The 21,434-nt window shown below is 40.1% G+C and carries 24 protein-coding genes; 20 read left to right on the forward strand and 4 right to left on the reverse strand.

Annotated features, from left to right (window positions below):
* Positions 1–90: 90 nt before the first annotated feature.
* The 15 genes from PSH48_RS01560 (at position 91) to PSH48_RS01630 (ending at position 13,081) form a co-directional block, all read left to right on the forward strand.
* The gene (locus PSH48_RS01560) at positions 91–2,883 is read left to right on the forward strand and encodes a monovalent cation/H+ antiporter subunit A (RefSeq protein ID WP_055253048.1); all 2,793 of its coding nucleotides are present in this window, start codon (positions 91–93) and stop codon (positions 2,881–2,883) included.
* Positions 2,883–3,236, forward strand: coding sequence for a Na+/H+ antiporter subunit C (locus PSH48_RS01565; protein WP_004585893.1), 354 nt, complete (start codon positions 2,883–2,885; stop codon positions 3,234–3,236). Before PSH48_RS01560 ends, PSH48_RS01565 begins: the two co-directional genes overlap by 1 nt.
* Positions 3,233–4,750 (forward strand): monovalent cation/H+ antiporter subunit D, encoded by a 1,518-nt coding sequence (locus PSH48_RS01570; RefSeq protein ID WP_273610774.1) that lies wholly within the window; start codon positions 3,233–3,235, stop codon positions 4,748–4,750. Before PSH48_RS01565 ends, PSH48_RS01570 begins: the two co-directional genes overlap by 4 nt.
* Entirely contained in the window at positions 4,750–5,286 is a 537-nt protein-coding gene (locus PSH48_RS01575) for a Na+/H+ antiporter subunit E (RefSeq protein WP_029772199.1), read from the forward strand. Before PSH48_RS01570 ends, PSH48_RS01575 begins: the two co-directional genes overlap by 1 nt.
* Complete coding sequence (locus PSH48_RS01580; RefSeq protein WP_004585896.1) at positions 5,280–5,549, forward strand: K+/H+ antiporter subunit F; 270 nt, start codon at positions 5,280–5,282, stop codon at positions 5,547–5,549. Before PSH48_RS01575 ends, PSH48_RS01580 begins: the two co-directional genes overlap by 7 nt.
* A gap of 9 nt (positions 5,550–5,558) precedes the next feature.
* The gene (locus PSH48_RS01585) at positions 5,559–5,891 is read left to right on the forward strand and encodes a Na+/H+ antiporter subunit G (protein ID WP_004585897.1); all 333 of its coding nucleotides are present in this window, start codon (positions 5,559–5,561) and stop codon (positions 5,889–5,891) included.
* A gap of 292 nt (positions 5,892–6,183) precedes the next feature.
* A complete protein-coding gene (locus PSH48_RS01590; RefSeq protein ID WP_054982209.1) occupies positions 6,184–6,681 on the forward strand; it encodes a DUF2059 domain-containing protein in 498 nt (165 codons plus the stop codon).
* A gap of 150 nt (positions 6,682–6,831) precedes the next feature.
* Positions 6,832–7,269: a MerR family transcriptional regulator gene (locus tag PSH48_RS01595; RefSeq protein ID WP_024033781.1), complete on the forward strand. Its 438-nt coding sequence runs from the start codon at positions 6,832–6,834 to the stop codon at positions 7,267–7,269.
* The gene (locus PSH48_RS01600) at positions 7,266–9,509 is read left to right on the forward strand and encodes a heavy metal translocating P-type ATPase (RefSeq protein WP_273610775.1); all 2,244 of its coding nucleotides are present in this window, start codon (positions 7,266–7,268) and stop codon (positions 9,507–9,509) included. The genes PSH48_RS01595 and PSH48_RS01600 overlap by 4 nt, the downstream gene beginning before the upstream one ends.
* Before the next feature lie 10 nt (positions 9,510–9,519).
* Positions 9,520–9,870, forward strand: coding sequence for a cupredoxin domain-containing protein (locus PSH48_RS01605; RefSeq protein ID WP_273610776.1), 351 nt, complete (start codon positions 9,520–9,522; stop codon positions 9,868–9,870).
* Positions 9,871–9,971: 101 nt separating this feature from the next.
* Entirely contained in the window at positions 9,972–10,187 is a 216-nt protein-coding gene (locus PSH48_RS01610) for a TIGR02450 family Trp-rich protein (RefSeq protein ID WP_024033778.1), read from the forward strand.
* Positions 10,188–10,726: 539 nt separating this feature from the next.
* Positions 10,727–10,939: a calmodulin-like protein gene (locus tag PSH48_RS01615; RefSeq protein ID WP_004585903.1), complete on the forward strand. Its 213-nt coding sequence runs from the start codon at positions 10,727–10,729 to the stop codon at positions 10,937–10,939.
* Between the two features lie 481 nt (positions 10,940–11,420).
* Positions 11,421–11,624: a hypothetical protein gene (locus tag PSH48_RS01620; protein ID WP_024033777.1), complete on the forward strand. Its 204-nt coding sequence runs from the start codon at positions 11,421–11,423 to the stop codon at positions 11,622–11,624.
* Between the two features lie 73 nt (positions 11,625–11,697).
* A complete protein-coding gene (locus PSH48_RS01625) occupies positions 11,698–11,904 on the forward strand; it encodes an EF-hand domain-containing protein (RefSeq protein ID WP_029772194.1) in 207 nt (68 codons plus the stop codon).
* Between the two features lie 232 nt (positions 11,905–12,136).
* Positions 12,137–13,081, forward strand: coding sequence for an EAL-associated domain-containing protein (locus PSH48_RS01630; RefSeq protein ID WP_096042016.1), 945 nt, complete (start codon positions 12,137–12,139; stop codon positions 13,079–13,081).
* A gap of 52 nt (positions 13,082–13,133) precedes the next feature.
* Here PSH48_RS01630 and PSH48_RS01635 read toward each other — a convergent pair whose 3' ends face one another.
* Positions 13,134–14,756, reverse strand: a complete 1,623-nt coding sequence (locus PSH48_RS01635) for a M28 family metallopeptidase (protein WP_273610777.1) — start codon at positions 14,754–14,756, stop codon at positions 13,134–13,136.
* Positions 14,757–14,911: 155 nt separating this feature from the next.
* Here PSH48_RS01635 and PSH48_RS01640 point away from each other — a divergent pair, with 155 nt between their 5' ends.
* Entirely contained in the window at positions 14,912–15,061 is a 150-nt protein-coding gene (locus PSH48_RS01640) for a hypothetical protein (RefSeq protein ID WP_024033773.1), read from the forward strand.
* A 55-nt stretch (positions 15,062–15,116) separates the two neighbouring features.
* Here PSH48_RS01640 and PSH48_RS01645 read toward each other — a convergent pair whose 3' ends face one another.
* Positions 15,117–16,142, reverse strand: a complete 1,026-nt coding sequence (locus PSH48_RS01645) for an MBL fold metallo-hydrolase (RefSeq protein ID WP_443197862.1) — start codon at positions 16,140–16,142, stop codon at positions 15,117–15,119.
* Positions 16,143–16,324: 182 nt separating this feature from the next.
* Between PSH48_RS01645 and PSH48_RS01650 the strand changes: the two genes are divergently transcribed.
* Complete coding sequence (locus PSH48_RS01650) at positions 16,325–16,918, forward strand: TetR/AcrR family transcriptional regulator (RefSeq protein WP_024033771.1); 594 nt, start codon at positions 16,325–16,327, stop codon at positions 16,916–16,918.
* Between the two features lie 56 nt (positions 16,919–16,974).
* Here the strand turns inward: PSH48_RS01650 and PSH48_RS01655 are convergent, their stop codons facing one another.
* A complete protein-coding gene (locus PSH48_RS01655) occupies positions 16,975–17,214 on the reverse strand; it encodes an RNA recognition motif domain-containing protein (protein ID WP_024033770.1) in 240 nt (79 codons plus the stop codon).
* A gap of 163 nt (positions 17,215–17,377) precedes the next feature.
* Here PSH48_RS01655 and PSH48_RS01660 point away from each other — a divergent pair, with 163 nt between their 5' ends.
* Together PSH48_RS01660 and PSH48_RS01665 are read left to right on the forward strand one after the other, a co-directional pair.
* On the forward strand, positions 17,378–17,632 hold the full coding sequence (locus PSH48_RS01660) for a hypothetical protein (protein WP_055253059.1): 255 nt from the start codon (positions 17,378–17,380) through the stop codon (positions 17,630–17,632).
* Between the two features lie 214 nt (positions 17,633–17,846).
* Positions 17,847–19,124, forward strand: a complete 1,278-nt coding sequence (locus PSH48_RS01665; RefSeq protein ID WP_273610779.1) for a VCBS domain-containing protein — start codon at positions 17,847–17,849, stop codon at positions 19,122–19,124.
* Here PSH48_RS01665 and PSH48_RS01670 read toward each other — a convergent pair.
* Positions 19,113–20,051 (reverse strand): LysR family transcriptional regulator, encoded by a 939-nt coding sequence (locus PSH48_RS01670; RefSeq protein WP_024033768.1) that lies wholly within the window; start codon positions 20,049–20,051, stop codon positions 19,113–19,115. The genes PSH48_RS01665 and PSH48_RS01670 overlap by 12 nt on opposite strands.
* 148 nt (positions 20,052–20,199) lie before the next feature.
* Between PSH48_RS01670 and PSH48_RS01675 the strand changes: the two genes are divergently transcribed.
* Complete coding sequence (locus PSH48_RS01675) at positions 20,200–21,432, forward strand: efflux RND transporter periplasmic adaptor subunit (RefSeq protein WP_273610780.1); 1,233 nt, start codon at positions 20,200–20,202, stop codon at positions 21,430–21,432.
* The last annotated feature ends 2 nt before the right edge of the window (positions 21,433–21,434 follow it).

Raw genomic sequence — 21,434 nt, forward strand, 5'->3', positions numbered from 1 at the left:
TTAATGTCGTTTAAAAACAGACAGTAAAAGCATCTTTTCGTGATGTATAAAACGTAAGGATAAACTTATGATTATAAAAGGCCCTACATTATGACTTTGCTCTGGATACCTTTGTTATCCTTAATTGGCAGTGTTATTTCTTCATGCACCGGCAAACTATCCCGTACGCAAGCTGCAGCTGTCACTGTACTTGCCCCTTTAGCAGCATTAGGTATTACGCTATACCACACCCCCGCTATTTTAGCAGGTGAAACGATTCGTTATGCTGTAACGTGGATCCCCGCTGTTGGACTGGACTTATCATTTCGTCTTGATGGCTTGAGCTTACTGTTTATGTTTATGATTTTAGGCATAGGCATACTGGTAATTACCTACGCACGTTATTATCTGAGTAAAAACGACTCCTTAGCTAAGCTGTATAGTTACTTATTGTTGTTTATGACCGCAATGCTGGGCATTGTTATGTCTAACAATGTTATTCAGCTTTGGCTGTTTTGGGAACTGACCAGCATTAGCTCGTTTTTATTAATTAGCTATTGGTGGCATAAAACAGAAGCACGAAAGGGCGCTCGTATGGCGCTAGCTGTTACTGGTGCCGGTGGCTTAGCATTGCTGGCAGGTTTAATGTTAGTGGCCGATATAGTTGGCAGTTACGACCTAGATGTAATTTTAGCTAGCAAGGCAATTGTTCAATCACATGATTTATACGAAATAGCACTGGTATTAGTTTTGCTAGGTGCATTTACTAAATCGGCACAGTTTCCATTTCATTTTTGGCTACCTCACGCTATGGCAGCCCCAACACCTGTTAGTGCGTATTTACACTCTGCGACTATGGTAAAAGCAGGTATATTTTTATTAGCGCGTTTTCACCCAGTGCTTTCTGGTACAGATACTTGGTTTTTACTGGTTGGTTTAACCGGTTTAACAACGCTTTTGTTTGGCGCTTATATCGCCTTATTTAAACACGATTTAAAAGGCCTGTTAGCGTACTCAACCATTAGCCATTTAGGGTTAATTACCCTGTTATTGGGCCTAGATACTGAGCTCTCTACTGTGGCGGCAATATTCCATATTATTAATCATGCCACGTTTAAAGCCTCGCTATTTATGGCTGCAGGTATAATTGACCATGAAACCGGCACTCGTGATATGCGTAAGCTTAATGGTATGTGGCGGTATTTACCTTATACGGCCACACTTGCCATGGTTGCGGCTGCTTCAATGGCGGGTGTACCATTGCTTAATGGCTTTTTATCTAAAGAAATGTTTTTTGCCGAAACCTTACATCAGCAAGTGCTTGGCTCTATGTCGTGGTTAATCCCGGTGTTAGCCACTATTGCAGGGGCGTTATCGGTGGCTTATTCGTCGCGTTTTATTCACGATGTATTTTTTAATGGCGAGCCAATTGATTTACCACGCCAGCCGCATGAGGCTCCGCGTTATATGCGACTCCCTATTGAAGTATTGGTTGTGCTGTGTGTGCTGGTTGGTTTGTTCCCGCATTTTTCAGTCGATGGCATTTTATCTGCTGCGTCTTTGGCTGTACTTGGTCAAAAGGTACCAGAGTACGAACTGGCTATATGGCATGGTTTTAACTTACCGCTATTAATGAGCGCCATGGCGGTAGTGGGTGGTTTGTTTATTTATATAAATCGTAAATACCTATTTCAATTTCAAGCATCATTACCGCCACTTAATGCTAAAAAAACCTTTGAGCTAATTGTGCTTAAGGTTATTAATTGGTGCCAAAGCAGGGTAAACACTATCGAAAACGGCTCATTACAACGCTACATTTTTGTAATGCTGGCGGTGGTATTGTTATGTGCCGGTTGGCCATTATTTGAAATGCAACAATTAGCGGGAAGTATGCCGCGTATTCCGGTTGATGTGCATAACGCAATAGGTGCAGGCCTACTGATTATAGGTGCTTTTGCTACCGTTATTTGGCATCGCTCACGCGTAGTTGCGTTACTAATGATTTCTATTGTAGGACTCATGGTGTCGGTGGCGTTTACGCGTTTTTCTGCGCCCGACTTAGCGCTTACGCAATTAACGGTAGAAGTCGCAACCGTTATTTTATTAATGTTGGCGTTGTTTTTCTTACCACAACATACGCCTAAAGAGTCTAGCTCATTACGAGTACTCAGAGATTTAGGGATAGCCTCAACTTTAGGTGTTGTGGTGGCAAGTATATGTTATGCATTACTTACACGGCCACTCGAATCGATATCAGATTTTTTCATAGCCAATGCCAAAACAGGAGGTGGCGGTACCAATGTAGTGAACGTTATTTTGGTTGATTTTAGGGGGTTTGACACCCTAGGCGAAATAACCGTATTAGGTATTGCAGCGTTGGGTATATTTAAAGTGCTTTCTCGCATTCCATTGTTCATGCCAGCAAGTGATGGTGAAGGGCGCCCATGGGCACGCGAGCGCCACCCTATACTACTTGCCAGTATTTCGCATAGCTTATTACCGCTTGCATTATTAGTATCGGCTTATATTTTCTTACGTGGTCATAACTTACCTGGCGGTGGCTTTATTGCAGGGTTAGTAACATCAATTGCCTTTATATTGCAGTACATGGCTCATGGCTCAGCTTGGATTAGCGAGCGCTTTGCAGTCAACTACCGGAAAATTATTGCATCAGGTATCGGTATTGCCTTGTTTACTGGAGTCGGTAGCTGGTTCTTTGAACGGCCGTTTTTAACTACGTGGTTTGATTATTTCGATATCCCATTTATTGGCAAAACAGAACTTGCAAGCGCAATTGTGTTTGATTTAGGCGTTTATTTAACAGTGGTTGGAGCCACGTTAATGATATTAGCAAGCCTTGGCAACATGACAGCAGATACCCAGAAAAAAGAGGTAAATATTTAATGGAGCTATTGTACGCATCTTGCGTTGGTGTATTAGTTAGTTGTGGTGTGTTTTTACTGCTAAGGGCCCGTACGTTTCCGGTAGTGCTTGGCCTTACTATGATTTCCTATGCCGTTAACTTATTTTTGTTTTCTGCGGGTCGCTTAACCATAAATAAAGCGGTTGTGCTTGGTACAGGGGCTGAATATGCCGACCCTTTACCTCAAGCACTAGTACTTACTGCAATAGTGATAGGGTTTGCAATGACTGCCTTTGTGGTTATTTTGGCTATACGTGGTAGAGCCGATTTAGGGAGCGATCATGTTGATGGGCAAATCATCAAAAGTGCAGCCGATAGCAAGGAGCAAAAATGATTCAACATTTAACCTCTTTGCCTATTTTATTACCTATGTTGGCAGCGGTAATATTGCTTTTGCCACCCTGTGGTAAAAGTTTACGTATTCGCCGTATTGCCTCATCAATTATGGCGGTGATCACATTTGTTGTTAGTGCATTGCTGTTAATCCATGTATATAACAGTGGTATCAACGTATACGCTATTGGTAATTGGTCTGCTCCTTTTGGCATAGTGCTTGTTGCCGATATGCTTTCTACTTTATTGGTTGCACTCACATCCTTTTTAGGAATGGGAGTCATTTTATATGGCTGTGCCGGCGATGATGCAAAAGGAAACTTTTTTCATCCATTAGCTCATTTTTTAATATTAGGTGTTAATGGGGCATTTTTAACGGGTGACTTATTTAATGTATTTGTATTTTTTGAGGTGCTGTTGATTGCCTCATACTCACTACTTATGCATGCCGGAGATAAACAAAATACCCGTGCAGCGCTCCAATATGTGATATTAAATTTGGTTGGCTCGAGCGTATTTTTAATTGGTTTAGGTATTTTATACGGCGTACTGGGTACATTAAACATCGCTGATATGACGCAAAAAGTAGCCCTGTTAACGGGCGATGATGTCTATTTGGCGAAGGCCGGCGGCTTACTGCTGTTAGTTGTATTTGCTTTAAAAGCCGCATTGCTCCCTTTGCACTTGTGGCTACCAAATACTTATGCCAGTGCAAAGCCTGTGGTTGCCGCTTTATTTGCTATTATGACCAAGGTGGGTGTATACGCCATGTTGCGCGTTTATACCGTTATTTTTGGTGAGCAAGCCGGTGAGCTTGAACATATGGCGCAATCGTGGTTATGGGGCTTAGCCATTGCGACTATAGTGGTTGGTGCAATTGGCGTAATGGCTGCGCAAGATTTACGTAAGTTAACGGCAAATTTAGTTGTTGTATCAGTAGGGACGTTAGTCGCTCTAATTGCACTGCAAAACGTCACTGCAACAGCTGCACTGCTTTATTATTTAGTACACTCCACATTAGTCAGCGCTGCACTATTTTTATTAGCTGATTTAATTGCCACACAAAGGGGCAAAGTAGGGGATAGACTGGTTGCCGGACGAGCCGTAAACCAACCTTACTTATTAGGAGCATGCTTTGTAATTGCTGCATTAACCGTAGTAGGTATGCCGCCGCTATCGGGGTTTGTTGGAAAAGTTTGGATCCTCAAAACAACCTTAAATAGCGAGCAAGCCTTACTATTTTGGCCTGTCTATTTAATTGCTAGTTTTGTTTTATTAGTTGCACTTTCTCGTGCTGGTACAAGTATGTTTTGGGAAAGAAAAGGCAATAAAACAGAAAGCGCCGAGGGCGAAAATGCTCACCCATTACAAGTGATGATAATTGTAGGGCTACTTGCGTGCTCACCTTTGTTAGTTGTTTTTGGCGGACCAATAAGTGAATACATGGTTAGTGCTGCTACGCAATTGCATGACATAAGTGGTGGCATTAATGCAGTTATGAAGGGAGGTGAGTAATGAGGTTACAAGCCCGTTATCGTTGGTTGCCAACGCCGTTTCGTAGTTTGTTTTTATTTTTAATTTGGTTGTTGCTTAATAATAGTGTATCCGCAGGGCATATAGTATTAGCTACGTTTTTTGCGATATTTATACCGCTATTAAGTGTTTCATTACGTGATCCGCAACCCTTAATACTAAAACCAGGTTTGGCACTAAAACAATTGCTCATTGTACTTTACGATATAGTGGTTGCTAATTTGCAGGTAGCCTTATTAATCATTGGCCCAGCTAAAAAGTTACGTCCTGCTTTTGTTAAAGTGCCTATAGATTTAATACACGATATGCCCATTACTATTCTTGCCAGTTGTGTATCTCTTACACCTGGTACAGTAAGTGCTGAGGTATATCCTATTCCTGAGTCACTAGATGAAGGCGAAAAGCCTAAACAGCGCTATTTACTTATACATGTGCTTGATTTAAAAGATGAAGAGGCACTTATTAAACAAATTAAACAGCGCTACGAAGCTCCCCTAAAGGAGATATTTCAATGTTAGATACTGTATTACTTATTGTATTTGCCATGATTGGTTTATCGTTACTGTTAAACCTATGGCGATTAATTATTGGCCCCTCAGTGCCTGATAGAGTTTTAGCCCTAGATACTATGTACATTAATGTTATCGCGTTAATTATTTTATACAGTATTAGTATGGGCACTGGTTTGTACTTTGAAGCCGCGTTATTAATCGCGATGCTTGGCTTTATAAGTACTGTTGCAGTTTGTAAGTATTTACTACGCGGCGACTTAATTGAATAGGATATTAAAATGATAAGCGAGTGGGTTGTATCAATATTACTACTTTTTGGTGGGCTATTTATTTTAATAGGGTCGCTGGGCTTAATTAAATTACCTGATTTTTACATGCGCTTACACGGCCCTACTAAAGCAACAACACTGGGTATGGCCAGCATATTAATTGCTGCAATGGTGTTTTTTGCAACGTCGGTGCACACCATAAGCGTAAAAGAGATTTTAATTACCGTGTTTTTATTAATTACTGCCCCTATTAGTGGGTATATGTTAATAAAATCAGCGATTCATCATAAGCTTAAAGCAAAAGAAGGCACAAAAGGGCTCGATAACGTAGAAGACGATTAGCCCCTGTGCACTGATAAAAAGGCCAAATAAACATGTTTTATTTGGCCTTTTTAGTATGGGTTTAAACATTTACAAACTATTTTATACCCGTTCGCTTAATTAAGTGATTTATTCTGAAGCTGGTAAAACGTGTTGATAATTTAGTAAAAAAATTAGCTATTTAGTTGTTCTGAATGAGCATTTTTTAACGTAAGTAACGGCCCGTTTAGCCCCGCAAAATGAGTAAGTATTATTGCGGATTGGTATTAATAATGTGAGTATGGTCTTACTTTTTATATTTAAGGATATGACAATGGCTAAGGCACTATTACTTTCGTTACTTATATTTTCTGGCAGCGTATTGGCTGACGAGGCAACTAAGCAGCAAAAAATAGATGAGCTGATAAACGTGATGAACATGGATGCTATGGTTGACTCTATGTACGGGCAAGTTGAAGGCATGATGAAAAACATGTCTGCACAAATGGGTGTTAAGCCCTCTGAGCAAGCTATTTTTGATAAATACTACGCAGATATGACCAACGTACTTAAAACCGAAATGAGCTGGAAAAAAATGCAGCCGATGATGGTTAACGTTTACGACAAACATTTTAACGAGCAAGAAATTGCCGACATGTTGGCGTTTTATAAAACTGAAACAGGGCAAAAAATTCTCCAAAAAATGCCCGTAGTAATGCAAGAGTCTATGCAAATGTCGCAAAGCTTAGTGCAAGATGCAATGCCAAAAATTCAGCAAATAGCCGGTGAACTAAGTGAAGAGCTAAAAGCCTCTCGCCAACAAGAAAATTAATCTCTCTGCCTCTTTTTAAGCGCGCTCATTAGCGCGCTTTTATTTTATCAGCTCCAGTAAATTTAAATTATGCTTTAATGCTCTCCTCTATTGACCTGTGTGTCACACATAGGTTTACAATTGAGCTCTAAAATCTAAGGGGGCTAAATTATGTATGTTAAGCAATTAGCGAAGTTAATGGGTGTAACGCCTGATACAGTTCGTCATTACACACGAATAGGACTTTTAACGCCCATACGTAGCCAAAGTAATGGTTATCAACAATATACAAAAGCAGACCGCCAACGTTTACAGTTTATTATAAGCGCCCGAAAGCTCGGGTTTTCCCTAAAAGATATACAGCATATCATTGGCGAGTCAGAACAAGGGCATTGCCCATGCCCACTTACACGGCAAATTATTGCAAAACGTTTAGAAGAAACCGAAGCCTTGTTTCAAGAAACCCTTAAATTACGAGTGCGTATGCAAGCGGCGTTAAAGCAGTGGGAAACATCGGCAGATGGCGCTGTTGCAAGTGATGTGTGTAGCTTAATAGAGACGTTTGTTGACCCACTTGTTGAGCCAAACAAAAGCGGAGATGTGCAATGAGTAGCAGTAAAACAACAGAGCAAAACTTTATTATTGAAGGTGCTAATTGTGGCAGTTGTGTAGCCAAAATAGAAAAAGCCCTCAATAGTGTGCAAGGCGCAAACAATGTCGAAATGAACTTTGCAGATCGCACGGTACGAGTAGAGGGCAGCGCGCAGCAAAGCACATTAATTAGCGCCGTTGAAAATATAGGTTACGGCGCAAAACCTATGGATAACACATCAGAGCAAGATGCGCTTGATGAAAAAGCCAAGTCAGACGAGGCACATTACAAAAAGCTAATGCGCAACATGATGCTGGCTTTAGGTGTGGGCGTACCGCTTATGATTTATGGGCTTATTTTTGATATGAGCGTAACAACCACTAACCAGCGAATTGCATGGGGTGTGGTCGGTATTATCACGTTTGTCGTTATGGCTGTAGCAGGTAAGCAATTTTATAAAGGTGCTTGGCAGTCATTTAAAAATCATGGGGCTAACATGGATACGCTTATTGCTTTGGGAACGGGCACTGCGTGGTTATATTCAATGTTTGTTGTACTTGCGCCTAGCTTACTACCTGAGGTTGCAAGGCACGTTTATTTTGAAGCTTCTTCAATGATAATCGGGTTAATTAGTTTAGGCTTGGCTTTTGAAGTGAAAGCGCGTGGGCGTACTTCGCAGGCTATTAAGCGTTTAATTGGCTTACAGGCAAAAACAGCCCGTGTAATACGCGATGGCGCAGAGCAAGATATAGACATTAGTGATGTGCAAAAGGGCGACCATGTAAGGGTACGCCCAGGCGAAAAAATCCCGGTAGATGGTGATGTGCTCGAAGGTAGCAGCAGATTAGATGAATCTATGCTCACGGGTGAGCCTATGCCAGTGAGTAAACAAGCTGGCGATAAAGTGGTTGCTGGCAGCATTAATAAAAGTGGTACATTATTATTTGAAGCCACACATATAGGGCAAGAAACAACCCTTGCCAATATCATTAATATGGTAAAACGCGCGCAAAACTCTAAGCCTTCAATAGGGCGATTAGCCGATGTTATATCGGGCATTTTTGTGCCCACAGTAATGATAATTGCGATACTAGCAGCCCTTGCATGGTTGAATTTTGGCCCAGCCCCTTCAATTGCTTATGCAGTGGTAGCGTTAACCACCGTGCTGATTATTGCATGCCCGTGTGCGCTGGGTTTAGCAACGCCTATGTCGGTAATGGTGGGGATAGGTAAAGCCGCCGAGTTTGGCATATTAATTCGCAATGGCGAGTCACTGCAAACGACCTCTAAAATTACTACCATGATTTTAGATAAAACCGGCACCATCACCCAAGGTGCACCACAGGTAACAGATGTTGTAACGTTTAATAACGTAGATGAAAATAACGTAATGCAATTAGTTGCAAGCCTCGAGAGTAGCTCTGAGCACCCACTTGCGGAGGCGATTACACAGTACGCTAAAAAACAAAGCGTAACCTTGAGTAAAGTTACCGACTTTGATGCGATTACCGGTAAAGGTGTAAGTGGAACGGTGAATGAGCAAACACTGTTATTTGGCAATAAAGCGCTTATGGATAAATACGAGATTGCAGTCGATAACGCCACAGAGCAAGCGCACACCTTTGCAAATGATGCAAAAACCCCGATGTACTTTGCCTGTAATAACCAACTTATGGCCTTAATTGCGGTGGCGGACCCGCTGAAAGAAGACTCATTACAGGCAATCAAGCGCCTGCAAAATGAAGGTATTCATCTAGTAATGCTCACTGGCGATAATAAAGCGACCGCACACGCTGTGGCTAAAAAAGTCGGTATTGATGATTTTATCGCAGAAGTGTTGCCAGAGGATAAAGTAAACGAAGTCACTAAACGTCAACAGCAAGGCGAAATTGTAGGTATGACGGGTGATGGGATCAATGATGCCCCCGCGCTTGCTAAAGCAGATGTCGGTTTTGCAATTGGCACAGGTACAGATGTAGCCATAGAAAGCGCCGATATTACCTTAATGCGTGGCTCACTGCATGGCCTTGCCGATGCTATTGCCATTAGCAGCGCAACAATTAAAAACATTAAACAAAACTTGTTTGGTGCCTTTATTTATAACGTTGCGGGCATTCCTATTGCAGCCGGTGTGTTGTATCCGTTTATTGGTGTACTACTAAACCCAGTAGTGGCGGGCGCAGCTATGGCGCTTTCATCACTGACAGTAGTCACTAATGCTAATCGCTTACGTTTTTATAAACCCAATAAGCGCTAAGGAGTCGGTAATGTTAATGATAAATTTACTTGGTGCAGTATTAATAGTGGCCATTATTTATTGGTTTTGGCTTTATAAGCCAAAGCAAATACACAGTAATGATAATACGCAAACCATAGTGGTAGATAACGGCGTTTATCAACCAAGTCATATAAAAGTGACGGCCAATAAAAAAGTAACACTTACATTTGATAGAAAAGACAGTGCACCGTGCGCCGAAACTATGGTGTTCCCGCAGCTTGATGTAAGTGAAAGCCTTGCAATGGGAGATAATAAAATCACTTTGCCTGCACTTCAAGCAGGTGAGTACGACTTTCATTGCCAAATGAAAATGTATAAAGGTAAGTTAATCGCTGAGTAACCAGTGAGTTGGTGAAATAACATTAATACGGCCTAACTTTATGTTGAGCTAAACAACGGGTTATGTCGTATTAGTGTTAATTAAGCACACTAGATTATTTAATGAATAACTTAAACCCTAAAAAATTACTAAACAGTAAGTGGACTGCCACTCCAGCTATCAACAAAGAAAAACACTTTATCATTGTAGAAGTAGAATACGATGAAGAGGGTAATGTAATAGAATGCATTACCGAGTCGGTATTTTCTAAAAATCAGTACTCAATACGCTGGCGAGATTTAAAAGACACACAAAAATGGCGTCAAGGCTGGAAGTAGTTAAATTGTTTTTATACTTTAAAAACGCCAATTTGTTATGCCCAACTAAATGCAATGCGCTCCCTTTTTAATCCCTGCCTTTTACTAAATTCGCCATTTGGCAACAAATGTCTGTTTTTTACAGGCTTGCCATGCTTTTAAAAAATAAACGCTAAATATTTTTTAAATATCAATATATTTCAATTGGTTATGTTTTAGGTTTTATGACGTTTAATTGTTTTAATTAAGCTGTTCAGCTTTAGTTTATTCTTAAACTTCCCCACATTATGTTTTTAGTTAGCTTTTAGCTCATGTGTGGCTTTTTTATAAATCATAAGCTGTTGATTCTATTGTTTTATTTTAAGTGGCTCATCTAACTGTTGCTAAAAAGCAACAAAAATACCCCTCGAAATTAAACCTTTTCATATACTTATTGTATAACTCGTTGTTTATTAAGTAAAAATAAAACATGGCACTGAAGTTGTAATAGCTAAGCTGTATTAAGCAAAACGTGGGTAACGCCAATTGGCTACTCCCCTAACCCTATGAAGGATTTCATTATGAAAAAGGCACAATCAACATTGGTATTAATGGCTTTAGCCTCTTCATCAGCGGCTTTTGCAGTAACAGATTTTGACACACTCGATAAAGATGGCAGTGGCACATTAAGCCCGTTAGAAGCATCTGCTGATGCTGAATTAATGAGTCAGTTTACAAAACTTGATACTGACAAAAACAACGAGCTATCTAAGAGTGAGTTCGACAAAGCATAAGGGAGTGCTTTGAGTAGTTAACGCCCAGTGGCACGTTAATTCTGAGTTGCCAAAGACAACCTAAGTAGGCAAGGGAGCTTACCATAAAGAATAACAAGGACAGTGTAATACACAGGGCATTAAGTAGGCAAGGGAGCTTACCATAAAGAATAACAAGGACAGTGTAATACACAGGGCATTTTATTATAAACGCATAGCGAAGGAATCGATATGTAAAAGCGATACCCAACTTTGCTTGCAATAGCGCTGGTATTTTCTGGCACATTTGCAAAGTTTGATACCAACACAAGCGGTAAACTTTTTAAAGCAGAGGTTTTACAAGCGTAGACGATTAATGCGCTGTGGTGTAAGCATGATTCTGAGTTGCCAAAGACAACCTAAATAGGCAAGGGAGCCTATTAAAAAGAATAACAAGGAAGTGAATTGTAACCACCTCAGTGCAAATTTATACAGGTAATGCATATTATTGAAGGATTACATTATGACTAAGCTGAAAACAACACTTGTACTTATCACCTTGGTGTCATCATCGGTGGTATTGGCAAATACAGAGTTTAAAACACCTATGCAAGGTGAAGGTGGTTTAACAAACCAAAGTGATCAATCAGCAGAACAAATAATGCAGCAATTAAATATGCAAAGCCGAAATGGCCTAACCGAAAACGATTTTTTTGAATACAAATAACCGATTCTCCCTTTATGGATCTCAGAAAAGGATTTCTTCCCCTTTGCCAAGCACTTAGCCTAAGGAAATGATTATGAAAAAATTTATCGCACTTCTAGCACTTGCCTCTTCATCAGCGGCGTTTGCCGCGGTCGACTTTAACAGTTTTGATGCCAATGGCGATGGCGTAATTAGCAAAACAGAAGCACAAGCCAACGCTCAGTTAGCACGGTTGTTTGATAAGCTCGATACAGATAAAAATGGTGAGCTTTCACAGCAAGAGTTTTCTAAAGTACAATAATTTTATGGCGTAGTTTTACGCGCTTAAAATTTATCAGGTCATACTCACAAAGCAGTTAAGTAACATTTACTTAGCTGCTTTTTTTGTGCATGGCGCAGGCATAACTGCTTTTTCACCAAATAGGTGCAAATGAGCGCAAGTTAAAACCTTAACCTGATGAATAAAAACACTTTTTATACTTGGTTTTAAACTTGCTTAGTTAACGCTATAGCAACTAAGTGAGTACACAATTATGGCGCGAATGAGTTATATAAGTAGTGTTGAGCGCTACCATGAGTATGAGCAAGTAATACACAGCTTGCTTGACTCTATTTTAATGAGTATTGAAGACGGGCTTAACAAAAATCGAGATACGCGTTTTTTAGTAAAGCAATATCCCTTTTTAGAGCTGCAATATTGTTTAAACGAATCTGGGCTTCAGCAAGGCAATAACGTTTGCTTTAAGCGTGCCTATAAAAAATTAGCCGAGCAAGGCAATCAGCAAGACTTAAGTGAGCGCCCTTACTTTTTACAATCTAAACAAACCGATTCGGTGTGCTTTACCGATCCGTATATTTCTATCGCAACTAATCATGTATGTATTTCGGCTATTAAAGAGCTAAAAAAGCCAATTAACCAGCAGCATTATTTAGTGTTAGACGTATGCTTAACCCAGTTAATTGAGTTTGTAATGGGAGACAGCGCGCGTGCCGGTATTTCGCCTTATTTTAAAGCGGGTTATGGGGTGATTGTGGCGTGTTTATTTACTTTGGTACTCTTTTTACTGAGCATAGTATTTAACGATATATATGCATTATTAACCCACTTTGACTCAGCGTCTGATCCTCTCGAGCCCTTTAGCATTATTATATATATTACTTTAGCGTTGGCCGTGTTTGATTTAGGAAAGACCATTCTCGAAGAAGAGATTTTAATGCATAAGGATATATTTAGGCACTCTTCTACACGGCGCACAATTACTCGGTTTATATCTACCGTGCTAATTGCAATATCTATTGAGGCGCTATTAACCATGTTTAAGGCAGCGTTGGGGCAGGCTGAATACTTATTACCGGCCATTGCGATGATGCTTGCGGTGGTAGGGCTTTTAATAGCCTTGGCTATTTATGTGTATTTAGGGGCCAAAGCCGAAACCTTACTAATGCGGGCGCGCTCAAAATTAAAATCCTCCAAGTAGGAGGATTTTAATGCGATTGGTATGATTATTATTTAGCTTTAAACTTTACCTGCTAATGCGGCTTATCTTGCTCGCGCTTTGCTTTAAAGTCTGAGTCACTCGTCCATGTAGGCCAATCGCCATTGTTAGCAAGCTTTGTGGCTATATCAACAATAAGCTCTATGTCTTGCTTTACGCCACCTAAGGACCACTGCGGCGAGTAATCGTCGGCTTCTTTATGGTATTTATGCGCAATGTAATCAGGGTCGGTATCGCCAAGGCTCATAAATAATAAACTCGGCACACCTTGCTTAGCTAAAGAAAAATGATCTGATCTAAAAAACAAACCGTTTTGCGGGCGGGGGTCCATTTTAACAACGCGACCTTGTGCTTTTGCCGCGTTTGCTAGGTAGTTTTCTAGGGTGGATAAATCCTTACCGTATTGCAAAATGTAATCGGTGCCATCTAGCACGTTCATTCCGTCAATATTTAATAGCCCGACCATTTGTTTAGTGGGCACAACGCCACCGGTTGCAAACTCTTGCGAGCCAATGAGGCCAGTTTCTTCTGCGGTAAAATTAGCAAATAAAATAGAGCGTTTAAACGGTGTTTGCTGGTGGATTTGATTCATAATGCGGGCAATTTCAAGTGTGGACGCTGTGCCAGAGGCATTATCCACTGCACCGTTATAAATTTTAGGGCCGCTGTCGGTTTGCTTGGTACCAAAATGATCCCAATGAGCACCTATTACCACGTACTCATTAGGGGCGTCGCTTCCTGTAATTTGCGCAACTACGTTATGTGATTTGGCATGCGATACTTCGTTTTTAAATGAAAGGTTGGCTGTTAAATTAAGCGCTGTGGCTTTAAAGTCATCACTTAAAGCCTTTTGTTTTAAATTTTGATAGTTAAGCTGTGCGGCATTAAAAATTTGCTCAGTAGTATTAAGTGTTAGCCAGCCCATAACTGGGAGCTTAGAAGCGTTTAGGTTATTGTCCATCAGGGTGTATTTAGTCCCTGTGTTTGAGCTTTCAACCACGCCCCAAGGGTAAGCCGCAGGGGCAGTTTCGTGCACAATAAATACTGCTTTGGCACCTTGGCGTGCGGCTTCTTCGTATTTGTAAGTCCAGCGGCCGTAGTAGGTCATAGCATTACCTGTAAATAACGCATCGTTTTGTGTAGCAAAGCCAGGGTCGTTTACCAATACAATAACGGTTTTACCTTCAACATTAATGTTTTCGTAATCGTTCCAGTTGTATTCGGGGGCATTAATACCGTAACCCACAAATACAATGTCAGAGTTTCGTACATCTATTACTGGCTGTAATTGCTCTGTACGGGCGGTAAAATCGTTACCTGCTTTAAACTTTAAGTCGCCTACCTGCAATTGCATATTTTGATTGGCCGTGACCATTGCCATTTTTACCGGCTGTAAAAACTTGCCATTATACGCCCCAGTTAAACCCATAGCTTCGTATTGCTCGCTCAAGTAACCCACTGTTTTTACTTCACCATGAGTAAGTGGGCCGCGACCTTGAAAGTCATCAGAGGCGAGCGTTTTTATATGCTGTTTAACGTTATTTAGGCTTACGCCGGGCGTATTTTCTAAAGAAGAATGCTCGCTTGCAGGTTCAGAGCAACCAAAGAGAGCGACTAGCAGGCTTAGGCTAGCGCTTTTAAAAAGAGTAGAGGCCATAGTTTTCTGAATAGTTTTAAAAATTGGCTTTTAATATAAAGGAAGCACTGATGTGAGTCGAATATTTATCATCTTGCCAGTTCTATTTTTCAAAAATTGAAAATTGCCGGTGTAGGGTGTATAAATAATCGACAACAATAAATGGAGCACACACAATGAGCCAATCTAAAAAAAGCGGATACCTGTTTATAGGCAGCGGCGTAGCATTTTTTGCAGCAGCTTTGCTCGCACAGCAAGCGATGTTTTTTGCTTTAGCTGCATCTTTTGTAGTGTTAGGTACAATTAGTATAAAAAAAGCGGCTTAATAGCCGCTTATTTAATTAACACCTTGTAATAAATACCTTTAAAACACCTACCAAATTAGTTTTTCCACCATTTATGGGTTATTGCAGCGTCGGTAGGGGTAAATATTTGTCCAAACTCGGGTGTACTCAATGTTACGTTATTTATGTTGCTTGCAGCCGTTACTCGTTCAAATGGGTCAACCCAAGCATGAAACGCCAAGTCAAACGTACCGTTATGAATAGGCACTAAAGTTTTACCTTGTAAATCAATATGAGCTTGAACCGATTGCTCTGGTGTCATGTGTATATCGGCCCAATCTTTGTCGTAGGCGCCTGTCTCAATTAGGGTTAAATCAAAAGGACCGTACTTGTTACCAATTTCTTTAAAGCCTGCGAAATAACCCGAATCACCACTAAAATAAACACTTTGCTGGGAGGTTTTAATAACCCACGAACCCCAAAGTGTGTTGTTTGCATCACTTAATCCACGGCCCGAAAAATGCTGGGTAGGAGTAAAGGCAACTAATGCATGTTCGGTTTGTAACTCCTGCCACCAGTTAAATGTGCTAATTTTGTTTTCATTCACTCCCCACTTAACTAAATCGGTATCTACACCAAGTGGCACATAAAACTGCTTAGTTTTTGCAGACAGCTTTTTAATAGCTGATTTATCAAGGTGATCGTAATGGTTGTGCGAAATAAGCACCTTATCGATAGGTGGCAGTTCGCTAATACTAATGGGTAATTTAGAAAAGCGCTTTGGCCCTACAAAAGAAAAAGGAGATGCGCGCTCACTAAATACCGGATCGAGTAACCAGTATTCGCCATGCACTTTTAAAAGCACGCTAGAGTGGCCAAGTTTAATGACATGCACAGTATTTTTTGCAAGGGAGTTAAGCATTTTTGCTGTAACACTTTTAATTGCAATGGGCTTTTTAGGTGTAATGTTGGTACGCTTTTCTGTTATGTAACGCCCTAAAATTCCGAGTGTTTTCTTAAAGCTATTCGGCTCAACCTGTTGATGGTTATGAAATCTACCATTTTCGTAGTTATCTACATTAGGTGCTTCATTAACACCTTGCGCAACTATCTGTTTATTCACGCTACAACCTCCAAAAACAATGATGGCGATGATCACAACTACCCATTTTATAAATGTCATCGTTAAACCTTAAAGTAAACTAATGAGTGTAGTTTTTCATTGTTTTAATGAAAAGTAAACTATACAGTGCATTTTTTTATTGTTTAGTTAAAATGTAGCTATTAATAATTGCAGAACACATTATGAAATTATCAGAAAAAAAACGCATAAATATTCTTCAAGCAGCAGAGCATCTGTTTTTTGAAAAAGGTGTAGAGCACACTAGTATGGATCAAGTTGCTGCAAAAGCGGAGGCTTCTAAGCGAACTGTTTATAATCACTTTGCGACAAAAGAAGAGCTATTTCAGGCTATTTTAACGACTATGCTGGCTAAAATTAATCATGGTGATGTTATTTACTTTAATAAAAATCAACCAATTGATTTGCAGCTTACTGCTATTGCCGAGCAAGAAGTGGCTATGCTTACATCGCCTGATTTTTTACGTTTAGCTAAAATTGCCTTTATGCAAATGCTACAAGAGCCGCAGCTAGCAAAGTCTTTAAGTAATAATACTATGGGGTGTATGACTTATTTAGAAGATTTTTTAGAGCAAGCTAGAACAGCAGGTGTTTTAAAAGGTGATGAGCTAAATATAGCTGCTAAACAGTTTGTGTATCAATTAAAATCGTTTGTGTTTTATCCGCTACTTTATGGGTTTGAAACAATAACAGAGCAGCAAAATAATAAAGTAATTGAACAAACAGTCAGCTTATTTCTGGCTAAATATAAAGCGTAAACTTAAAAGTAAAAAACCAGCAAATAGCTGGTTTTAATCATATAGCAAGTAACTAATTACTCATCTGCGTATTTTACGCGAATTTTGCTTTTATCAACGCTTAATTGATTAAGTGCTTTAATAGCGCTTCTACTTTCTATGTCGTTTGGCATTTCTACAAAGGCAAAACCTTTTGATAAACCAGTATCTTTATCAAGCACTAAGTTACAGGTAGTTACTTTACCGTGTGCTGCAAACAACGTGCGAAGGTCTTGCTCTGTGGTAGCGCGAGACAAATTACGAACTAATAATTTCATATATAACCTAAATAAGGGGTTCGCTGAGGATTATCTCAAGTAACTTGGCTTTGACCTAATTTTATTTTTACCCTTTTATTTAATTTGGGAGAAAAGAGCAAATATTTACAATGCATAAAAAATATACTAAATTCAAAATAAGTTTAAATTAAGAGGGACGATTATGAAAAAAGTACTAGTTTGTATTTCTGCTTTATTGTTAACAGCTTGTAATTCCACCACAAGTTCAAATAATGATACTATTGTTTTGCTAAACGCTGAAAAAACAAATGCTATTAGTTATCATAAAACATATAAAGAGTGTCAATCTGCAAAAATTTTGCAAGACATTAGAAGTAAAGCTGAATGGGCTCGCAACTCTGTTGCAAATAGGTCAACACATGTTAGTGGTTTTAAATTAGCTACTTGTGAAGGTTAACTTATAAAAGCCGGTAGATAATCGGCTTTTTCATTTTGTACCTTCCTTGTCCAATGAAGCCACCCTTCCAAATATACTGCTAAAATCAAGTTACCTCCTTATTAAGTTAAAACCGATTTCGTTATTCTGGTAATAAAAATCTAGTTATTAAAACAAATAATTGGTAAGTTATATTTAACTTTATTTACTTACCATTAACCTGGGCTGGTTGTTTATGTCAAAGTTTGGCTTGCGTGTTTTAACTATTACTTGTGTTTGTTCTTTGGGTATTTTAGCTGTAGGGTGCGGCAGCTCAGGGTCAAAAAGTGAGCCTGTAAATGCATCGGTTGTAGCGCAAAACGCCGCAGTAATTAGCGGTCAAACAGCTGTAAGTATTGAAAATACCCGCGATATAGCAATTACAGGTGAACTATCTATAACGGATGCACAAGCCAATGAGGCAGTATTTAAAACGCAAAGCAATAACACCACAACTTATGGTTCATTTAGCTTAACTGAGGATGGTAATTGGTCATATACACTTAATGGCGAGCATGCCACTGTGAGTGCATTAAACGAGGGCGAAACCTTACTTGATGAAATAACCGTCACATCGGCAGATGGCACCGAAGCGACAGTGTCTATAACCATTATAGGCACTGCACGATCTGAAGATTTTATAGTAACGCAAGAAACAACCCTCAATGCCGATGGCGAAAACACAGGGCTAAGTGCTTATACATTAATAGAAAATGCGTTTAGTGAAGGTGCAATTGAATCGCCAGATATGTATAGCGGTAATCATCAAGATGTTGTGCATATTATTGAAGATACTGACTCAATCGTAGGTAATCACTTTGTGTTTTTAGCACATCGTGATGAAGACCAAGATAAAGATAAGGGCGAAACTGACCGCCAGCGCAACGAAATAAAAGCCTTTGATAAATCGCCCGCCGCAACACTTGCCTTTAAAGACGAAACCGTACAATACAGTTGGAAGTTTAAAGTCTCTAGCGAGCTTGAGCTAAGTAGTAAATTCAGTCACTTTTTCCAAATAAAAGCCCGTAACGACAGCAACGACAATACCAATGGCAACGACGACCAACCTATTATTACGCTCTCTGGTGCACAAAAAAACAGTACAGGAAATCAGCTGCAAGTACGTTATAGCGCAGGCTTTGATGAAAACGGTAACAGCACAGGGCTTGATAAAAACCTTATCGAAACCGACTGGTCACTCATTACTGATGAATGGATAGCGGTATTTGTACAAGCTACTTTTAGTGAAGCGGGGCAATTTGAAATGACCCTAACCCGGTTAAGTGACAACGAAGAGCTATTTAGCATTAGCGAGCAAAACATAGATATGTGGCGTGGCTTTAGCGATGATGACTTTGTCCGTCCTAAATGGGGTATCTATCGTTCAATAGTCGAAACCGATAGCCTTCGCGCTGAAGAAGAGCAAGTAAGATTTGCTGATTTTGTGATTAAAAAAGGCGTTTTAGCGCAGTAAATATTTGCCTAGTTTTTTATCGTGGCTACTTACACGTTGTTGAATAATAGCCACTATGTGGCGGCGTATCCACTGCAAACCGGCATCGTTGTCTTGGCGCTTATGCCAAATAACAGAGACAGGCGTTGGTGGCGTATCAATAGGGCTTTTTAAAACCACGAGCTTATTGGTAAATATTTCCTGCTCAAGCGCTATTGAGGGAATGACACAAATAAGATCGGTATTTTTAAGAATATTAGGTACATTTGCCGCGTTATTTACCGTCATCGCTACTCGGCGTTTTAACCCTAATACTCTTAGTGCTTGATCAGATGGCCCTAAAATATCGCCCGTAATTGATACTAATAAATGATCTGTATTAGCAAAGTCAGTAATACTTAAAGGGGCATTAGCAAGCGGGTGGTCAGGGCGCATAAGTACAACATATTTAGGCTTTAATAAGTGCTCGGCTCTAATAACGTTTTCAGACAGGGTGTAGCGATTAATTGCCAGTTCGGCTTCGGCGTCTTTAAGTACATTGGCAGCCTCTACCGCCCGATTAGGGATTGCATGGATATTAATGCCTGGGGCCTGCTGCTCAATAATTTTACGAAGAGGCCCCCATATCATTTCTACAAATATATCAGCGGCAGAAATCCGAAAAGTGCGCTGCGCTGTCGCTGGGTTAAATTCACTTTGGTTTATAGCATGCTCTAATGATCCAAGTGGCCCCTGTATTTGCCCCCATAAATTGTTAGCAAATGCAGTAGGTTGAATATTTCGGCCATCTTTTATAAATAACTCTTCTCCCCACGCTGCGCGCATACGTGCAAGCGCATTAGATACCGCAGGTTGTGTCAGCGATAATTGCTCTGCTGCACGAGTGATACTGCCTTCAGTCATGATGGCATCAAAAATCATTAGTAAATTAAGCTCTTGAGGACGCATATAGCACCGTTATAAATTTTAAATGTAAGATTATTTTACATCATTTTTAGTGATGTGTTTTATACAATAATATAATTATTTTTATGCTTTAGTCGCGTTCATAATATAAGCAGATTTTAACACAACTCGTACAGCAAGAGAGTTAACCATGTCAGCTATATATAAATTTACATACACGTTTATTATTGCGCTATTAGCGATAATACTGGGTGCATGCAGCGATAAGCCAAGTTCTATTCAAAGTAATGATGATTCTACGCAAGGGGTGGCCGTAGAAGTGGCCGAAGTAATAAGTCAGCGAATAACCGAGTGGGACAGCTTTACAGGGCGGCTAGAGTCGCCGCAAATAGTGTCTTTGCGTCCTCGCGTATCTGGTTATATTGAAGCGGCAGTATTTGAAGAGGGTGAGCTGGTAAATAAAGGCGACACCTTATTTTTAATTGATAGCCGCGAATTTAATGCAGAAGTAAACCGCCTAACAGCGCAACTTGATGAAGCAAAAAGCCGCTTAAAACTAGCAAAGCAAGATTTTAATCGAGCTAAAGAGCTATTTAAAAGTAAATCAATATCTAAAGAGTTATTAGAGACCCGAGGCGCAGAGGTTGACCAAGCAAATGCCTACGTAGCACAAAGTAATGCATCCCTTGAACTTGCACAGCTAAACAAAACCTTTACACGCGTAGAAGCGCCTATTTCTGGGCGAGTGTCTCGTGCGTTAATTACCGAGGGCAACTATGTCAGTGCAGGGCAAACTGTAATGACCTCTATTGTCTCTACAGAGCAGGTTTATGCCTATTTTGATATTGATGAAGCAACATGGCTTAACTATCAACAAGCGCACCTTGATAACAATCAATCTACCGCGTTACCTGTGGCGATGCGTTTAGCGAATGAGCAAGATTACCAACACTGGGGCAAGCTTGATTTTGTTGATAACCAAGTAAATACCCAAACCGGTACATTACGCGTGCGGGCTGTATTTAATAATCAAGACGGCGCGATTTTACCTGGGTTATTCGCCCATTTAAAATTAGCCGGGGGCAATACTGAGCAAGGTATTTTAATTGCTGAGAAAGCCATTGGTACTGATTTAAATAATAAATACGTTTTAACGGTTGATGAGCAAAATAAAGTGCAATACCGCGCCATTACTTTAGGCGACAAAGTGGGTGAGCTACGAGTTATCAAACAAGGTTTAAAAAGCGGCGAACGCATAGTAGTTAATGGCTTGCAGCGCGTGCGCTCTGGCGTACTCATTACGCCAGAATTAATTAATATGGCAAAGCAAAGTACTTTAAACGAGTTACAAGCTTGGCAGCAAAAGGTTGATAATCAAAACCGCTTAGCCAATGCCGAGCCAACACTTGAAATAGGCATGTAATA

This window comes from Pseudoalteromonas sp. Angola-4 (assembly GCF_028599265.1).
Taxonomy (GTDB): Bacteria; Pseudomonadota; Gammaproteobacteria; order Enterobacterales; family Alteromonadaceae; genus Pseudoalteromonas; species Pseudoalteromonas atlantica.